Below are 15,974 nucleotides of genomic sequence, written 5' to 3'. Positions count from 1 at the left end.
CCCGGTTGCCCCCAGTAGGTTAGCCGTTGGCGCAGTATCATCACATCCGCATGACGCCCCCCTGACGTAGCGCTTCATCGCGTGCGGGGAAAAAGGCCACACTGGCCTGCTCCATGGCACGATATTCAGCCAGCGCCTGGCGCAACTGTTGATAATGCGCCTGCTTGGGGCGAACACGCTCAAAGGCACCCGCCACATCATCAGCAAGAAGACGTTGAGCAATGTCTGCCATCGGTAAAGCACGTTGTTCAGGCCCATCCCAACCTGGCATCAAGCGGCGAGGATCCGTTTTACCATTTTGAAGATGGGCCAGAGCGTTAAGTAATTGACGTGTGGCATTGAGATCAAAATCCGCTTTACCCGCGGCATCAGCCGAACGACTGGCCTGATATGTCAGACAGCAACCCATCAGTGGCATAGTCCTCTACTGTCAAACCATCTTTTGTCAGCTCTCTGAGTGCCTCCACCAGAGCATTAACGCGGCGTTCGCTTTGCCACACAAACGCATTGTCCACTTGCTCATAGAGGGCCTGTAGCTGCTCATTCGCCAGCCCTGGATTGTCAGTGCTGATTTGCGTCAGGGCAGCACGTATTGCCGACTCGCCCGCCACCCGAGCTTGTGTACTTTGGGGCGCAGGCTCCAGTAACAGTGAGTCGGCAAAGGCGAACATCACAGTGTCGTTTTCAGCCGCCATGGCAGGCAGCATGGCGCCAAGAGAGACGCTCAGAACAACACCCAGCGGCCATCGACGCCTGGTTCCCACCCAATGTTGTATGGATCTTTTCTCGTTCATCGCCCCTCCTTGCGTTATTATCCTAAGCGGTTTTCCTTAGCTTTCCCTTTACGCTCTAGCAGGTTGGGTTTGCTGAATTCATCAACCCGAATTCACAGACCTGGATTCACAAATATGGGACTTTAAAATGATGCTTACATTCAAGATAGCAGCATTGCTGGTCAGCTTACCTCTCACCTTATCGACCATACCAGTTCACGCTGCTAATTTCTTCGCCAACAGCGCCACTACCCCGCCTCCCGGCACGTCACCGCTTCATCATCAACTCAAGCAACTCGCGCCCCAGGCATCCCCTGACGCCTTGCGAATGGCCGCACAGGCACTCAGCTGTGCCGACCCGGATGCAGAGCGTCTGGCAGTGATTGACTACTCACTTCCTTCTTCCGAGCCGCGTATGTGGGTGTTTGATCTCAAACAGCATGAATTGTTGTTCGAAGAGCTCGTTTCCCACGGCCAAGGCTCTGGCGATGCGCTGGCTGAAGTGTTTTCCAACACCCCAGACAGCCATCAGTCTAGCCTGGGGCTGTTTCGCACCATGAACAGCTATTACGGCAGCAATGGTTACTCATTACGCCTGGAAGGGCTGGAGCCCACGGTCAATGACCTGGCCTATGAACGTGCCATTGTGATTCATGGCGCTGATTACGTCAGTGAAGACTTCATTACTCAGACAGGCCGTTTAGGCAGAAGCCATGGCTGTCCGGCAGTGCGTACCGACGTGACCTACTCGTTGATCGATAGCATCAAGGAAGAGCAGTACGTCTTTGCTTACTATCCTGATCCTGCGTTTCTGGCCGAATCTACTTACCTCAATTGCAACAATGACACTCAGATGGCTCAGCGCTGATGTACTCAGGCATTGAAAAGCAAGCCGCTCATATTGAACGGCTTGCTTCACTTAACGGCTCTTCACCATCCCAGGAACTTTACTCTTCCTAGAAGGTTTCCCAGTTGTCTTCATCACGGATTGGACGGCGGTTGGATGGTGCAGCAGGGCTAGCAACTCTCGACGCCCCCGCGGGCAATGACGCCTGGCGTTGTTCGGGTGCCGCTGGCGTATCTCCCAATACGAACGAATCCAGCAGATGCGACAGGTGTTCGGCGCCTTCACGCAGCTTTTGGGCAGCCAAGGCGCTCTCCTGAACCATGGACGCATTCTGCTGCGTCATGGAATCCATTTCTGCCACTGCGGTGTTGATTTCACCAATGCCGGCATTCTGCTCTCTGGCACCGGCGCTGATCTCAGCAATAACATCCGTCACCCGAGTCACACTCTGCATGATGTCCTGCATGGTGGCACCGGCATCACGCACCAGCGCACTGCCTTCCTTAGTGTGCTTCATAGAGCTGTCAATCAGGGTGCGAATTTCACTGGCGGCATCGCTTGAACGACTGGCCAGCTTTCTGACCTCTTCGGCCACTACCGCAAAACCTCGCCCGTGCTCGCCTGCCCGTGCCGCCTCGACAGAGGCATTCAAGGCGAGAATATTGGTCTGAAAGGCAATTGAGTCGATCATGGTGATGATGTCACCAATCTGCGTTGCTGAATCGTTGATCGTCCCCATGGTGCTTTCAACTCGCTGCATGGCGTCTCCGCCCTGGCGGGCAACCTCCAGCGCACTCTGCGACAGCTGCGAGGCCTGCTCGGCTGATTGCGTAGTATGTTGAACAGTCGAGGTGATTTCCTCCATCGAAGAGGAGGTTTGCTGCAGATTAGCCGCTGACTGCTCCGTGCGTGTCGCCAGCTCATTGGTGCCGTTGTTAATCTCCAATGAGGCTGTTAATACCGTGCGTGACGTCGAGTGGACATCGCGCAGGGTGTTTTGCATACGCTCGACAAAGGCATTGAACTGGCGCGCCAGATTGCCCACTTCATCATTGGTTTCCACGGCCAGCCGCTGAGTCAGGTCTGCCTCACCGGTTGCCACACCGTGCATTGCCGCTGCTGCACGGCGCACCGGACGCAGGGCGCGATGCACTAGGTAGGCCGCCACAAAGCCAACGCCTATCAGGATCAGCAAGGTGACCCCGGCCTTGATCAACAGATCCTGCTTGAATTCCTGCCACGCCAGTACTTCAACCTGTGCCAACCCGGCATCAATATCACTCAGGTAGATCCCTGTGCCTATCATCCAGTCCCACTCTGGAATCTTTACAGCCATGGAATGCTTGGCCTCAGTTTCGCCCGTGGCAGGGTTGATCCATTGATAATCATAGAACTGCTGATTGCCGCTACGCGCCCGTTCAATCAGGTCATCCACAAAGGCATTACCATTGCTATCAGTCATACCCGACATGCTTGTTCCGACCCGGTCAGGCGCTGCCGCCAAAGCGATAGCCGTACCATCAAACTCAAAGGCAAAAACATAGTTTTCATCGCCGAAACGGAAGTTCTGCAAAATCTGCTGGGCACGCTGCTTGGCGATCCGTTCGCTCAAGCGGGTATCTTCTACCAGCGGCAAGATGGCATTGCGCGCCGATTCGATCAGGTAACGTACCGTCTGCTCACGCTCTTTGACGAGCAGTTCACGCTGCTCATCCAGTGTTTCCTGAATACGCCCAGCAGAGTTTCTGGCTTCCAGCACTGACAGCACACAGGCTAATACCAGCATGGGAAACAACACCAGAAAAACGATTTTGGTCTGCAAACTGAACGCAAACCGCGAATTACCTTGAACCGACATATGATTACCCCACCCCTTGGAAACTGGCGTTATTCAGCGTGTTATCTGCTTGAGGCTCGCTGCTTATCGTTGGCCGACCGACACGCTTGCACGGTGGCAGACCTATTAAACACGCCACACTTTATGAACAAATGTTTCAAAAAACAATCTGATACCGTTTTATAAGCTGAAACACAGTTAATAAGCAAAGGCGAATATATGAGGGGAAAAATAAAGCTGGCCCAGCAGAAGTAGGCCAGCCAAGAAGCTGTAAGCAACATCCAGGGATGGTTTGAAGCTAATTACGGCAGATTGTCAAAGCAGGCCGCCAGGCGGCGTTGGGCTTCGGCAGCGCCAATCTGATTCATTTTAGCAATATTATTTTCAGGAATCTGCTGGGTATCACCGTAATACTCAATCGCCTGAGTCAGGCTTGCTTCACGCAGCAAGTGCACCATGGGGTAAGGAGAGCGATTGGTATAGTTAGACGCATCATCCGGGTCAGCCTCTGCAAAGCAGTAATCCGGGTGAAAGCTGGCAAGCTGGTAGGTGCCTTCATAGCCCTGATCCACCAACAGGCTGTCCGCTAACTCGACAAAATCCAGATAGTGTTCGAAATCCTTAAACAGAGTCGGAAACACCAGCAGGGTGGTTTCCGTTGCCGGATGCTCATCCAGCCACTGGATTTCCTTCATCAGTTCTTCAAGCGCCAGCGCCAGCTTTTTAACCCGGGACACTGCTACCCTGATGCTGTCTCGGGCAAGTTCCCGCTTGGCAAACGGGCAAATATTCATGGCCACAATGACATCACTGACCCAATGACGGGTGTGGCGAATCACCTCTTCATCGCTGCTTTGCATAACTACCTCTTTCTGGAAAAACGCTGACTGAATATCCCTGAACGCTATGTTCCTGGACGCTATATTCCCAAACAACAGGCCGTGATTTGGCTGTCGTCGCTGGTACTCATGGCGTATCTCACGCATCATAGTGTTTTAACGCTTCAATAGGCAGCTTCCTTCGCCATGTCACCCAACCTGATACCTGCTCCACCGCGCCCCTTCCAAGGGTTTTTCGGCGTTTTCCGCTACAGCAGCAGAGCGCTCTCTCTGGTATGGCAAACCTCGCCGAAAATGATGATTGGCCTTGCCGTGTGCACGCTGGTGGCGGGGGTACTGCCTGCCGTCGCCACCTGGATCGGGCAGCTGATTGTCGATGGCGTGGTCGCTGCCATGGACACCTATCAGGCCAGCAGTTCATTGATGGAGGTGATTACGCCGGTGCTCTGGCTGGTAGCTTTGGAGGGCGCCATCATTGCGCTGATCACCCTCGCCCAACGCGGGCTTAGTGCCCAGCAGTCGCTGCTACGGGCAATGCTGGGGCAGAAAGTCAACGTCATGATCCTTGAAAAAGCCGGTACGCTGTCACTTAGCCAGTTTGAGGATTCCGAGCTTTACGACAAGCTTACCCGCGCCCGTCGCGAAGCGTCGACCCGCCCCTTGGGGCTGGTCAATAAAACCTTCAGCTTGCTACAGAATGCCATTTCGCTGGTCAGCTTCGGAGTGTTGCTGGTGCAGTTTTCTCCCTGGGCGCTATTGATCCTGATAGCGGGCGCCTTGCCGGTTTTTCTCTCTGAGGCCAAGTTTTCCGGTGATGCCTTTCGCCTGTTTCGCTGGCGTTCGCCCCAGTCACGTATGCAGATGTACCTGGAGACGGTGCTGGCCCGAGAAGACAGCATCAAAGAGGTCAAACTGTTTGGCCTGGAATCACTTTTTCTGCAGCGCTATCGCGATATTTTCACTCGTCTGTTCAAAGAGGAAAGGCTGCTTACCCTGCGCCGCGAAGCCTGGGGGTTCGGGCTTGGTCTGATCGGCACCCTGGCCTTTTATATGGCTTATGGCTGGGTCGTGCTTGAAACCGTGGTCGGCGCCTTGACCCTGGGGCAGATGACCATGTACCTGATGGTATTCAAGCAGGGCCAAAGCGCGCTATCAGCCTGCTTGACCTCAATTAGCGGCATGTACGAGGACAACCTCTATCTGTCCAACCTGTATGAATATCTTGAACAGCCCACCGAGCAGGAGAACGGCGAGGTCACCATTGGCGCCATCCCGGGTGATGGCCTGCGCTTTGAGCAAGTCAGCTTCGCCTATCCGGGCGGTGGTGAAGTCCTGCACGATATTTCCCTGCACTTGAAACCCGGCGAAAGCCTTGCTCTAGTGGGTGAAAATGGCTCAGGCAAGACCACTTTGATCAAATTGCTGACTCGCCTTTATCACCCGACTCAAGGGCGCGTCCTGCTGGATGGCAGCGACTTGCGCGACTGGGAAACCGGCGCACTGCGACGGCGTATCGGGGTAATCTTTCAGGATTTCGAGCGCTATCAGCTACAGGTAGGTGAAAACCTGGGGGTCGGCGATACCCAGGCGTTCAGCGATGAACAGCGCTGGGCGCGAGCGGCGCATCACGGCCTGGCCGATGACTTTATCAACCGCATGGACAATGGCTATCATACCCAGCTTGGCCGCTGGTTCAAAAACGGCCAAGAGTTGTCCGGTGGTCAGTGGCAGAAAGTCGCGCTCTCCAGAGCCTATATGCGCGAGAATGCCGATATCCTGGTACTTGATGAGCCGACAGCCGCAATGGATGCCGCTGCGGAAGCTGCCGTCTTTGCGCGCTTTCGGGAGCATAGCCGCGACAAAATGACCATCCTGATTTCACATCGCTTTTCGACAGTAAGAAGCGCCGAACAGATTATCGTGATTGACCAGGGCCGCATCATTGAGCGTGGCACGCATCAAGCGCTTCTGGAAAGTGATGGCCGCTATGCATCACTGTTTCGCCTGCAGGCAAAAGGCTACCAATAAACAGGGAGCCAGCAGGCAGATTGTTGCATTGGCCAGTTGTGCCGAATCGCAATGTCAGGTATAGCTATTAACTACATTTGTAACTCACCAATAACAGCCATTAGGGAGATCCAACGTGAAGATTGGTGCACCCAAGGAGATTGCTCCCGGTGAAGCGCGCGTTGCGCTGACGCCGGATAGCGCTCTGCAACTCCAAAAGCTTGGACACGACTGCTTCATCGAAGCCGGTGCCGGCAAAGCCGCCGGCTTCGATGATGCGGCCTACCGCGACGCCGGCGTTAACGTCATTGATGGCGCCAAAGCGCTCTGGGATGCGGTTGACACCGTCATCAAGGTGCGTGAGCCTTCTGAAGAGGAAGCTCATTACCTGCGCGAAGGGCAAACTCTGATCAGCTTCTTCTGGCCCGCCCAGAATGAAGCGATGCTGGAAACCTGCAAAGGCCAGGGCGCCAGCGTTATCGCCATGGATATGGTGCCGCGGATTTCCCGCGCCCAGAAGATGGATGCCCTGTCATCCATGGCCAATATCGCCGGTTATCGTGCGGTGATCGAAGCGGGTAATAACTTTGGGCGTTTCTTTACTGGCCAGGTAACGGCGGCCGGTAAGGTTCCACCTGCCAAAGTGCTGGTTATTGGTGCTGGCGTTGCAGGGCTTGCGGCCATCGGCACCGCAACCAGCCTGGGTGCCGTGGTGCGCGCTTTTGATGTACGCCCAGAAGTCTCCGAGCAGATCGAATCCATGGGCGCCGAGTTTCTGTTCCTCGATTTCGACGAAAGCCAGGACGGTTCCGAGACCGGTGGCTATGCCGCGCCGTCAAGCCCTGAGTTCCGTGAGAAGCAGCTGGAATGCTTCCGCGCCCAGGCACCAGATGTCGATATCGTGATCACCACGGCACTGATCCCCGGCCGCCCTGCCCCCAAACTGTGGCTTGAGGACATGGTTCAGGCCATGAAGCCGGGCTCCGTCATCATCGACCTGGCCGCAGAGAAAGGCGGTAACTGTGACCTGACCAAGCCCGATGAACGGGTTGTCTCTGACAACGGCGTGATCGTCGTGGGTTACACCGATTTCCCATCGCGTATGGCAACACAGTCATCACTGCTGTATGCCACTAATATCCGTCATATGATCGCCGACCTGACACCGGAAAAAGACGGCGTGGTGGTTCACAACATGGAAGACGACGTCATTCGTGGCGCCACCGTCACCCATCAGGGGAAATCACCTTCCCCCGCCGCCGCCCAAGGTTAAAGCGATTGCTGCCGCCAAACCCAAGCCCAAGGAAAAAGAGCCCACGCCAGAAGAGAAAAAAGCGGCTGAACTTGCTGCCTTCAAGGCCCAGACCAAGCAGCAGGTCACCCTTATTGCCGTGGCAGCAGCCTTGTTGCTGGCCGTCGGCCTGGTGGCGCCTGCCAGCTTCATGCAGCATTTCATAGTCTTCGTACTGTCGGTCTTCATTGGCTTCCAGGTGATCTGGAAAGTCGCACATTCGCTACATACGCCGCTCATGTCCGTGACCAACGCCATTTCGTCCATCGTTATCCTGGGTGCGCTGATCCAGATTGGTTCATCCAGCATGCTGATTACCGTTCTGGCGGCGGCTGGCATCTTTATGGCGTCGATCAATATTTTCGGCGGTTTCCTCGTAACACGGCGCATGCTCGCCATGTTCCAGAAATCGTAAAGCGGGGGATAACAGTATGATATACGGATTCACGATTGCGACCTATGTGGTCGCGGCAGTTCTTTTATCCTCTCGCTGGGTGGTCTGTCTGGGCAGGAAAGCGCTAAGCGCGCTGTCTGGTACGGCGCCGCTGGCATGGCAATCGCCGTCATCGGCACGCTGATCGGACCGGGTCAAGGGCTTTGGCCAGCGTCCCTCGTGCTGATCGCCTTGGGCGCAGCCGTCGGCTATCAACTGGCCAATAGGGTGCAGATGACCCAAATGCCCGAACTGGTGGCGATCATGCACAGCCTGGTCGGGTTGGCGGCGATTATTGTCGGCTTCAATGCCGATATCATGATCAACACCATTGCGGATATCTACACAGCCAATAACCTGGTCTTTGGCGCGGTTGGTGCGGATGGTTACACTGCCATCGGTCTGCCGCAGGGAATTAGCGATGGCCTGTCGTCTTTCGGTCAGCTTATCGCCAAGAAATCCTCGGTCGAAATTACCATTCTACGGGTCGAACTGGTGCTGGGCATCTGGATTGGTGCTGTCACCTTTACCGGGTCGATCATTGCCTATGGCAAGCTCGCAGGCAAAGTAGATACCGCCGCCAAGAAGTTGCCGGGCGGGCATATGCTGAACGCAGCGGCGGCCATCGGCTCTCTGGTACTGATGTTTGCCTATCTGGGCGGCGCGGGTAGTTGGACCCTAATCCTGCTGACGCTGCTGGCGCTGTTTATTGGCTACCACCTGATCATGGGTATCGGCGGTGCTGATATGCCGGTCGTGGTGTCCATGCTGAACAGCTATTCCGGTTGGGCAGCAGCGGCCATCGGCTTCAGCCTTGGTAATGACCTGCTGATTGTGGTGGGTGCGCTGGTGGGCAGCTCTGGTGCGATCCTGAGCTACATCATGTGCAAGGCCATGAACCGCAGTTTTATCAGCGTCATCCTGGGTGGCTTTGGTGGCCCCAGTGGCCCAGCAGCGGAAATCGAAGGCGAGCAGATCGCTATCGATGCCGCCGGTGTGGCGGCGGCCCTTAACGATGCTGACAGCGTGGTTATCGTACCAGGTTACGGCATGGCAGTGGCCCAGGCCCAGAATGCAGTGAATGAACTGACCCGCAAGCTGCGCGCGGCGGGTAAAGAAGTGCGCTTTGGCATTCACCCCGTCGCTGGGCGTTTACCGGGGCATATGAACGTACTGCTGGCAGAAGCCAAGGTGCCTTACGATATCGTACTGGAAATGGACGAAATCAATGATGACCTCTCCTCCACCGATGTCGTGATCGTGATTGGCTCCAACGATATCGTTAACCCAGCCGCCCAGGACGACCCGAACAGCCCAATTGCAGGTATGCCGGTACTTGAAGTCTGGAATGCCAAGCAGGTGTTTGTCTGCAAGCGTGGTCAGGGTACTGGCTACTCAGGCATCGAAAACCCGCTGTTCTTCAAGGACAACACGCGGATGTTCTATGGCGATGCCAAGTCTACTATTGAATCACTGCTACCGCAGATTGATTAATGGCGGGCTGATCAGCAGGGCATTCAAAGCCTTGTTGTATAAACGTCAGTAACAGGAACGCCCCTTCGGGGGCGTTTTTTTATGGTTCTTACCTAATGGTTCTGGTGTCACAACAAACATTAGGTAATTAACATGCTGCAACGCAACAAATAACGTCTATACTGATCAGGACACCCTCTGAAGGAGTTACATTATGACAACCCTGATCAGCTGCCCGACGTTCGATACCGAAGTTTTACGCGCCTGGTTACGTCAGGCTGAATGTCAAACAGCATTGGCCAATGCCTGGATACGCCATTTCGACGCATAATGGCGTTTGCCTTTTAAAATAATACCCACGCCGGACACCCGTCCGGCGTTTCAGTTTGTGCTGGCAGGTTTTTACTGACCGGGTGATTCTCAAGCAGGCATTTCTCAAGTAACTTTTCTAATCAGTTTTCGCATGGCTGTCCATCGCCTATTGTCAGTCGTGTTTTCAATATAAACACCATGTACACCATGACGTGATCAGGAGCCTAGATGATTGACCTGCGTAGTGACACCGTTACCCGCCCCACCCCCACCATGTATGCTGCCATGCAAAATGCGCCAGTGGGCGACGATGTATGGGGTGATGATCCAACTGTTAACGCCTTTCAGCAGCGTCTTGCGCAAGAGACAGGCAAAGAAGCGGCGCTGCTGTTCCCTACCGGCACCCAAAGCAATCTGGTAGCGCTGATGGCTCACTGCGAGCGCGGTGACGAATATATTGTCGGTCAATCGGCTCACACCTACCGCTACGAAGCCGGCGGCGCAGCGGTGCTGGGCAGTATCCAGCCACAGCCCATTGATAATGCCGCCGATGGTAGCCTGCCGCTGGAAAAGATCAGCACAGCGGTAAAAGCAGATGATTTCCATTTTGCCCGCACGCGCTTGCTGGCACTTGAGAACACCATCAGCGGCAAGATTCTGCCTGCAGATTACGTCCACCAGGCCACTGATCTGGCTCGCCTGCATGGCCTCTCGACACATCTCGACGGTGCTCGCCTGTTCAATGCCGCCGTGGCCAGCCAAACGCCCATCCAACAGCTTTGCCAGCCATTTGATAGCGTTTCGCTGTGTTTTTCCAAGGGGCTGGGGGCACCTATCGGTTCAGCGCTGGTAGGCTCTGACGCTTTGATTGATCGCGCCCGCCGCTGGCGTAAGATGGTTGGCGGCGGCATGCGCCAGTCAGGCGTGGTCGCCGCCGCCTGCCTGCATGCGCTTGAGCATCATGTTGACTCACTGGCCGAGGACCATCGTCGGGCCACGGCGCTGGCAGATGCATTGGCGGAACTCCCTGAGGTCGAAATAGCGTCAAAGGCTACCAATATGCTGTTTGTACGCTTTCCCGCTGATCATCTGGATGCCTTGACCGCGTGGTTCAAACAACACGCGATTCTGATTGAACCCCTTTACAGCCAGGATACGACCCGACTGGTTACTCACCGGGATATCAGCGACGAAGATATCAACACCGTCGTCGCAGCTACCAAGGCTTACTTTGAACGCGTCCCAACGCCTTGATCAGTTCAGAAAGGCACTACCCAGCGCCAGTTGAATGGCGACAGCCGCCATCATGGCGCCTATCAGACCATCGATACTGCGCCACACCCTGGGGCGTGACAGCCAGGGCGACAGCCTGGCGCCTCCCCAGGCTAGCAGGCTGAACCAGCCCACAGAAGCGGTTGCAGCCCCTGCCACAAATGTGGAGGCACTGCTTTGCTGGGCGCCAATGGCAGGGATCAGCAGCAGGGTATCCAGATAGACCTGAGGGTTAAGCACCGTGACCGCCAGTGTCGCCAACAGCACCTGAACCAGGCTGCGGCTTTTTTCCGCTGCAGCCTTCAAACCCTGGCGCCCCGTGGCCGTACGTATAAAGGCCATGGCCGCCAGATAGCTCAAGAACACCACGCCGACCCAGCGCAGGGCTTCCATGGCACTGGGCATGGTCAGTAAGACCGCGCTGACACCGAACATACCCGCTGTCAGCAGCACGATATCTGCGCTGATACACATGCCGGCTGACCACCAATGATGTTCACGGCGGATGGCCAGCCCCAACACATAGGCATTCTGAGCACCAATCGCCATGATGATGCCACCGCAAACGAACAGCCCTGTCAGGTAACTTTCCCACATGGTACGCCTCACTCCTGTGCTATTGATTCAAATTGACAGCAGCATAGCGGCTGGTCTTCATATTAAAAAATCATCATGCTAATGCTGCATTAATTTTTCTAATAACGACATTGCGAGGCACGTCATGCTGGATTACAAGCTATTGCAAGCACTGGCGAGCGTGGTCGAGTGCGGCGGCTTTGAACGGGCTGGAGACTTGATTGGCCTGTCCCAGTCGGCCATTTCACAGCGCATCAAGGCGCTTGAGGTGCGTATTGGCCAACCCGTGCTGGTTCGACATCCGCACCTGGCGCCCACGCCTGCTGGCCAACGCCTGTTGACTCATTATCAGCAGGTGCAGTTGCTGGAGCGCGACCTGAGCGGCGCCCTGCCCACCCTGGATGATGCAGCACCGCGTCTGCGCATTGCCATCAACGCCGACAGTTTGGCTACCTGGTGGGCGAAAACAATAGCCGCCAGTTGCCAGCAGCACGGTGTGCTGGTTGACCTTGTCGTCGAAGACCAGGATGTGGGGTTAAAGCGTTTGCGCGATGGGGATGTTGCTGCCTGCCTGTGCGCCACGCCAACCCCCATTGCTGGGGCTCGCTGCCAGCCATTAGGTGACATGCACTACCACCCGCTGGCCACGCCCGACTACCGGCAACGTTACTTTCCAGAAGGGGTAACGCCTGACGCACTGGCACAGGCACCTGCCATTGTCTATGGTCCGAATGATCAGTTACAGCACCGCTTCATGGCACAGTGCGGCTATCAGGGTTATTTTCCTCACCACCTGTGCCCGTCCTCGGAGGGCTTTGTTCAGCTTGCTGCAGCGGGCATGGGGTACGGTATGATCCCCTTCATGCAGGCAAGATCACTGATCGAAAACGGGGAATTGGCCAGCATTGCCCCCTCACAAACGCTCAAGGTGCCCCTTTACTGGCACTACTGGCGCCACAGCGGTGAACTTATCCAGCACCTCTCCCAGGCGCTTGGCAATGTCACTCTGCAATAAACCTGCTGGCATCATGCCTTGCTATTACTCAAAAAGGCTCATGCGCTTCATCACGTTATCGCGCTTGATTCGCCAGTGATAAAGTGCCCCCGTGATGTGCAAAACCGTCAAGGCCAGAATGGCCCAGCCCAGGCGCCCGTGCCAGATGAACAGGGTTTCCGAAAGCGCTTTGTTTTCAGCAAAGATGGGCGGCAGCGTCCATTGGAAAAACTGTACCGGGAATCCCCCCGTCGCCGTTGCCCACCAGCCCAACAGCGGCATGGCAATCAGCGCCAGATACAGTAGATGATGCACACTGGTACTGACCACGCGCTCAAACGCATTCAGCGGTGGCTCATGGTCTGGCACAACAAAGGCCAAGCGCGTGATAATCCGCAGGGTCATCAATAACAAAAGCCCCACACCCAGGGTTTTATGCGCCGTATAGAATGCGTTGGTAACCTCCTGCCCCGCCAGTGCCACTGCACGTTCAAAGCCCAGCGTTCCCAATATGGCGCCGCTGGCCAGCGACAGCACGATGACAGCGGCTACCAGCCAGTGAAGTACCCGATGTGGATAAATATAGTGGTCAAGTTCGTGCATTGTTTTTCTCCAGGCGTTTTTATCGGCAGGATCATTAGCTTCCTGCCCTTTTTGTCATCAGTTTCAGTGGCTGATCGTCCAGAAAATCTGCTAGAAACTGTAGGCAAATCAACCTTTGTTGGCTTCAAGAGCCGCTACAGGCATTACCAACGGCTAACAACTCGGACAGAAAATGCGCACAAAATCGGTTAAACTTGCCTAAAACCAGTGTAAAAGCCACTATAAGCAAATTTTAATATTTATGTGATACATTTCTTGCTAGCTGCAAGAATCAATTCTACGAGGTCATTTTATGCCAACTATCAAGCGTGTAGTGCCGCTCCTATGTTTTATCATGGTGTTGTTGGGCACATCCAGCACCTTGCAGGCCAGCACTGATAACAGCGTTATTCAAAAAGGCTTTGCCTCTTATTACAGCGATTACTTCCAAGGTAAAACCACGGCCAGTGGGGAAAGCTTCGACCAGCAGGAACTGACCGCGGCACATAAAAGCCTGCCTTTTGGTACTCGGGTTAAAGTTGTGCGTACCGATACAGGCCAGACGGTCGAAGTGGTTATCAATGACAGAGGGCCCTTCATCAAAGGTCGCGTGATTGATCTATCCAAACGGGCTGCCCAGAAGCTTGGCATGTTGAACCGCGGCGTCGCCCCGGTGTTGATTACTCAGGCAGACTGAACATCAGTCGCTTTCAGGCATGGTGGCAGCGCCAATGTAATGCCTGCATTGTGCTTTCCATTTCAAGCCAGGGGCCATCAACTTGCAACCCCGGCACAACTTGCTGGATAGGCAAAGTGGCCACCGGTGGAGGCGCCACGCCCCACTCGCTCAACCAGCGGCCTAGCTGTTGTGAAGAGCTAACATACACAATGCGCCCGAGGCCTACCCAGCCATGGGCAGCCGCGCACATGGGGCAATGCTCGCCTGAAGTGTAGACACAGGCTTCCTGACGCTCTTCTGGCGTCAGGTGATTAGCGGCCCAACGAGCCAGGGCAAACTCAGGGTGACGGGTCGAGTCACCCCCGCAATCCGGTTGCGGTCTTCCCTCAACACTTCTCCGCTCGCCCCCACCAGTAGGCTACCGAAGGGCTCATCACCAGCAGCCAGGGCTTCTTCAGCCAGCTCAATACAGCGTTGTAGGTGAATCTTGTCTGTGGGGCTAATCATAGCAGGCTCCATAATGAGGGGTTTGATCTCACCATAGCGCCTGAACAGGAGCGCGTACAAGGTACGCATTCAACAAGCAGAATCAGAGTAAGGATTAGCCAAGTTGCCCCATGAGCATTTTTGATGACCTTTACACATCGCTGCGGGAAGCTGTTGAGACCCAACAAGGCAAAGCGCAAGTCAGCCGTATCACCCGCCATGAACTGGTCGATAGACCAGCGCGCAAAATTTGGTTGACACTTGGAATAAAAAAACAGTACGGCGAGGCAGGAATAAAACGCGGGTAAGTCATTGAAAAATGGTGGGCCCAGTAGGACTTGAACCTACGACCAAGGGATTATGAGTCCCCTGCTCTAACCAACTGAGCTATAGGCCCGTAAAGCGCGCATATCATAGCGAAACTTGTTCGCTGGGGCTAGCCCTTTCCATTCGGCACAGGGCACTTTTATGCGGGCTTCGAGTCTATGAGGGTAACCCATATGGAGATGACTTATGAAAGGCTTGTTTGCCGTGGTGTTTTTACCTCTGGCGCTGGCAGTGCAGGCGGATTGGCAACTCGACCCCCAGTATTCGAAGCTGACCGCTTCACTTACCCAGAACGAGGGTGAGGCAGCCAGAACCGAACAGTATGAAGTGCGCCAGCTACGCGGTGATATCAGCTCGGAAGGTGTGCTGCGTTTACCGCTAAGCCTTGATCAGACAGATGTTTTTACCCGCCTCGGCAATCTGCCTGCCTGGGTCAGACTGCTGGCCAGCCAGCCTCTGGTGACGCTTGAAGCGCAGATGGCACCTGAGCGACTAGACCAACTGGATCTTGGTGAATCAATGATTGAAACGCTGACATTTCGTATCCAGACGGATCTGATCAATCAGGAAGAGGCTATTCCGCTGCGCTTTACCCGTGAAGGGCTGAATGACATCCGTGTCACTCCTGCCGCGCCGATGGCACTGGATGGCAATGCACTGATGGCCAACCCGACAGTACGCACTCTGCTAGCGCTGTTAGGCTATCAGCAGCTTGATCCCCATGTGCCAGTCAACCTGTCCGCCCGGCTGATCAACCGCTAGTCGGCCAGGGTCTCCCTATCGTGCGCCCGGGCAGCCCCGGTCTGTACCCGCCATTGGGCGGCATAATGGCTGTTGGCTGCCAGCACGCTTAAGTAGTTACCTCGCTCAGCGACCTGCCCTTTTTCGATCACCACAATTTCATCAGCGTCAACTATGGTGGACAGCCGGTAGGCAGACGGTACGCCCGCGGGCAATGCGTTCAAGGGAGCGCTGAATCGCCGCCTCAGTTTCGTTATCAACCGCGCTGGTAGCTTCATACAGCACCAGTATGGGCGGGTCTTTAAGTAGCGCTCTGGCCAGGGAGGTCAGCGGCCAGAGCTTCTCGACTCAAAAAACGCCATATCTAACCGCTGGGCATGTTCATAGGTGTCCTGACACATATCAGCCTGAAATCGCTGAGCCAGATTGCGCCATAGCACCTGAAAAAGAACACAGCATATTAGACGCTAGACGCTGGATTTACAGCTCTCAAGGGGAGTAAACG

General features: G+C 55.2%; 16 protein-coding genes, 1 tRNA gene and 2 pseudogenes. 9 read left to right on the top strand and 10 right to left on the bottom strand.

All coding sequences use genetic code 11. The features are described 5' to 3' along the window. Positions 1-40 precede the first annotated feature (40 nt). The gene (locus tag HLB35_RS16505) at positions 41-418 is read right to left on the bottom strand and encodes a L,D-transpeptidase scaffold domain-containing protein (RefSeq protein WP_216601476.1); all 378 of its coding nucleotides are present in this window, start codon (positions 416-418) and stop codon (positions 41-43) included. Beyond that, positions 369-794 carry a L,D-transpeptidase scaffold domain-containing protein gene (locus HLB35_RS10075; RefSeq protein WP_171702465.1) on the bottom strand — a complete coding sequence of 142 codons (426 nt, stop codon included), beginning with the start codon at positions 792-794 and terminating at the stop codon, positions 369-371. Before HLB35_RS10075 ends, HLB35_RS16505 begins: the two co-directional genes overlap by 50 nt. Positions 795-921: 127 nt before the next feature. Between HLB35_RS10075 and HLB35_RS10070 the strand changes: the two genes are divergently transcribed. Continuing rightward, positions 922-1,641 carry a murein L,D-transpeptidase catalytic domain family protein gene (locus tag HLB35_RS10070; protein WP_171702464.1) on the top strand — a complete coding sequence of 240 codons (720 nt, stop codon included), beginning with the start codon at positions 922-924 and terminating at the stop codon, positions 1,639-1,641. Between the two features lie 88 nt (positions 1,642-1,729). On the opposite strand, the gene HLB35_RS10065 is transcribed toward HLB35_RS10070, so the two are convergent. Together HLB35_RS10065 and HLB35_RS10060 are read right to left on the bottom strand one after the other, a co-directional pair. Next, complete coding sequence (locus HLB35_RS10065) at positions 1,730-3,478, bottom strand: methyl-accepting chemotaxis protein (RefSeq protein ID WP_171702463.1); 1,749 nt, start codon at positions 3,476-3,478, stop codon at positions 1,730-1,732. Positions 3,479-3,759: 281 nt separating this feature from the next. After that, a complete protein-coding gene (locus HLB35_RS10060) occupies positions 3,760-4,317 on the bottom strand; it encodes a DUF1415 domain-containing protein (protein ID WP_171702462.1) in 558 nt (185 codons plus the stop codon). A 165-nt stretch (positions 4,318-4,482) separates the two neighbouring features. On the opposite strand from HLB35_RS10060, the gene HLB35_RS10055 reads away from it, so the two are divergent. From HLB35_RS10055 to ltaE, 4 genes and pseudogenes are all read left to right on the top strand, one after another. Next, the gene (locus HLB35_RS10055) at positions 4,483-6,324 is read left to right on the top strand and encodes an ABC transporter ATP-binding protein (protein WP_171702461.1); all 1,842 of its coding nucleotides are present in this window, start codon (positions 4,483-4,485) and stop codon (positions 6,322-6,324) included. 115 nt (positions 6,325-6,439) lie between these two features. Continuing rightward, positions 6,440-8,009, top strand: a pseudogene (locus HLB35_RS10050) (Re/Si-specific NAD(P)(+) transhydrogenase subunit alpha). Positions 8,010-8,075: 66 nt separating this feature from the next. Further along, the gene (locus tag HLB35_RS10045; protein WP_422822443.1) at positions 8,076-9,521 is read left to right on the top strand and encodes an NAD(P)(+) transhydrogenase (Re/Si-specific) subunit beta; all 1,446 of its coding nucleotides are present in this window, start codon (positions 8,076-8,078) and stop codon (positions 9,519-9,521) included. Positions 9,522-10,040: 519 nt separating this feature from the next. Further along, positions 10,041-11,066 (top strand): low-specificity L-threonine aldolase, encoded by a 1,026-nt coding sequence (ltaE, locus tag HLB35_RS10040; protein WP_171702460.1) that lies wholly within the window; start codon positions 10,041-10,043, stop codon positions 11,064-11,066. On the opposite strand, the gene HLB35_RS10035 is transcribed toward ltaE, so the two are convergent. After that, a complete protein-coding gene (locus HLB35_RS10035) occupies positions 11,067-11,681 on the bottom strand; it encodes a LysE/ArgO family amino acid transporter (RefSeq protein WP_171702459.1) in 615 nt (204 codons plus the stop codon). It lies immediately after the preceding gene. A gap of 124 nt (positions 11,682-11,805) precedes the next feature. Here HLB35_RS10035 and HLB35_RS10030 point away from each other — a divergent pair, with 124 nt between their 5' ends. Then, positions 11,806-12,675, top strand: coding sequence for a LysR family transcriptional regulator ArgP (locus HLB35_RS10030; protein WP_171702458.1), 870 nt, complete (start codon positions 11,806-11,808; stop codon positions 12,673-12,675). Between the two features lie 24 nt (positions 12,676-12,699). On the opposite strand, the gene HLB35_RS10025 is transcribed toward HLB35_RS10030, so the two are convergent. Next, positions 12,700-13,257, bottom strand: a complete 558-nt coding sequence (locus HLB35_RS10025) for a cytochrome b (RefSeq protein ID WP_171702457.1) — start codon at positions 13,255-13,257, stop codon at positions 12,700-12,702. A gap of 334 nt (positions 13,258-13,591) precedes the next feature. Between HLB35_RS10025 and HLB35_RS10020 the strand changes: the two genes are divergently transcribed. After that, positions 13,592-13,933 carry a septal ring lytic transglycosylase RlpA family protein gene (locus HLB35_RS10020; protein ID WP_171702494.1) on the top strand — a complete coding sequence of 114 codons (342 nt, stop codon included), beginning with the start codon at positions 13,592-13,594 and terminating at the stop codon, positions 13,931-13,933. Between the two features lie 13 nt (positions 13,934-13,946). Here HLB35_RS10020 and HLB35_RS17265 read toward each other — a convergent pair whose 3' ends face one another. After that, entirely contained in the window at positions 13,947-14,165 is a 219-nt protein-coding gene (locus HLB35_RS17265; protein ID WP_235937107.1) for a cytidine/deoxycytidylate deaminase family protein, read from the bottom strand. Positions 14,166-14,218: 53 nt separating this feature from the next. Further along, entirely contained in the window at positions 14,219-14,422 is a 204-nt protein-coding gene (locus HLB35_RS17260; RefSeq protein WP_235937106.1) for a hypothetical protein, read from the bottom strand. A gap of 110 nt (positions 14,423-14,532) precedes the next feature. On the opposite strand from HLB35_RS17260, the gene HLB35_RS10010 reads away from it, so the two are divergent. Further along, on the top strand, positions 14,533-14,709 hold the full coding sequence (locus HLB35_RS10010; protein WP_171702456.1) for a hypothetical protein: 177 nt from the start codon (positions 14,533-14,535) through the stop codon (positions 14,707-14,709). Between the two features lie 12 nt (positions 14,710-14,721). On the opposite strand, the gene HLB35_RS10005 is transcribed toward HLB35_RS10010, so the two are convergent. Further along, positions 14,722-14,798 (bottom strand) — tRNA-Ile (locus tag HLB35_RS10005). A 116-nt stretch (positions 14,799-14,914) separates the two neighbouring features. On the opposite strand from HLB35_RS10005, the gene HLB35_RS10000 reads away from it, so the two are divergent. Beyond that, complete coding sequence (locus HLB35_RS10000) at positions 14,915-15,490, top strand: hypothetical protein (protein ID WP_171702455.1); 576 nt, start codon at positions 14,915-14,917, stop codon at positions 15,488-15,490. Here the strand turns inward: HLB35_RS10000 and HLB35_RS09995 are convergent. Further along, a pseudogene (locus HLB35_RS09995) lies at positions 15,487-15,793 on the bottom strand (ABC transporter); the annotation flags it as partial. The gene HLB35_RS10000 and the pseudogene HLB35_RS09995 sit on opposite strands and share 4 nt — an antisense overlap. Between the last annotated feature and the right edge of the window lie 181 nt (positions 15,794-15,974).

This window comes from Vreelandella azerica (genome assembly GCF_013112225.1).
Taxonomy (GTDB): Bacteria; Pseudomonadota; Gammaproteobacteria; order Pseudomonadales; family Halomonadaceae; genus Vreelandella; species Vreelandella azerica.
Note: the sequence above shows the minus strand (reverse complement) of the source record. Positions and strands in the feature narration are given on the sequence as shown.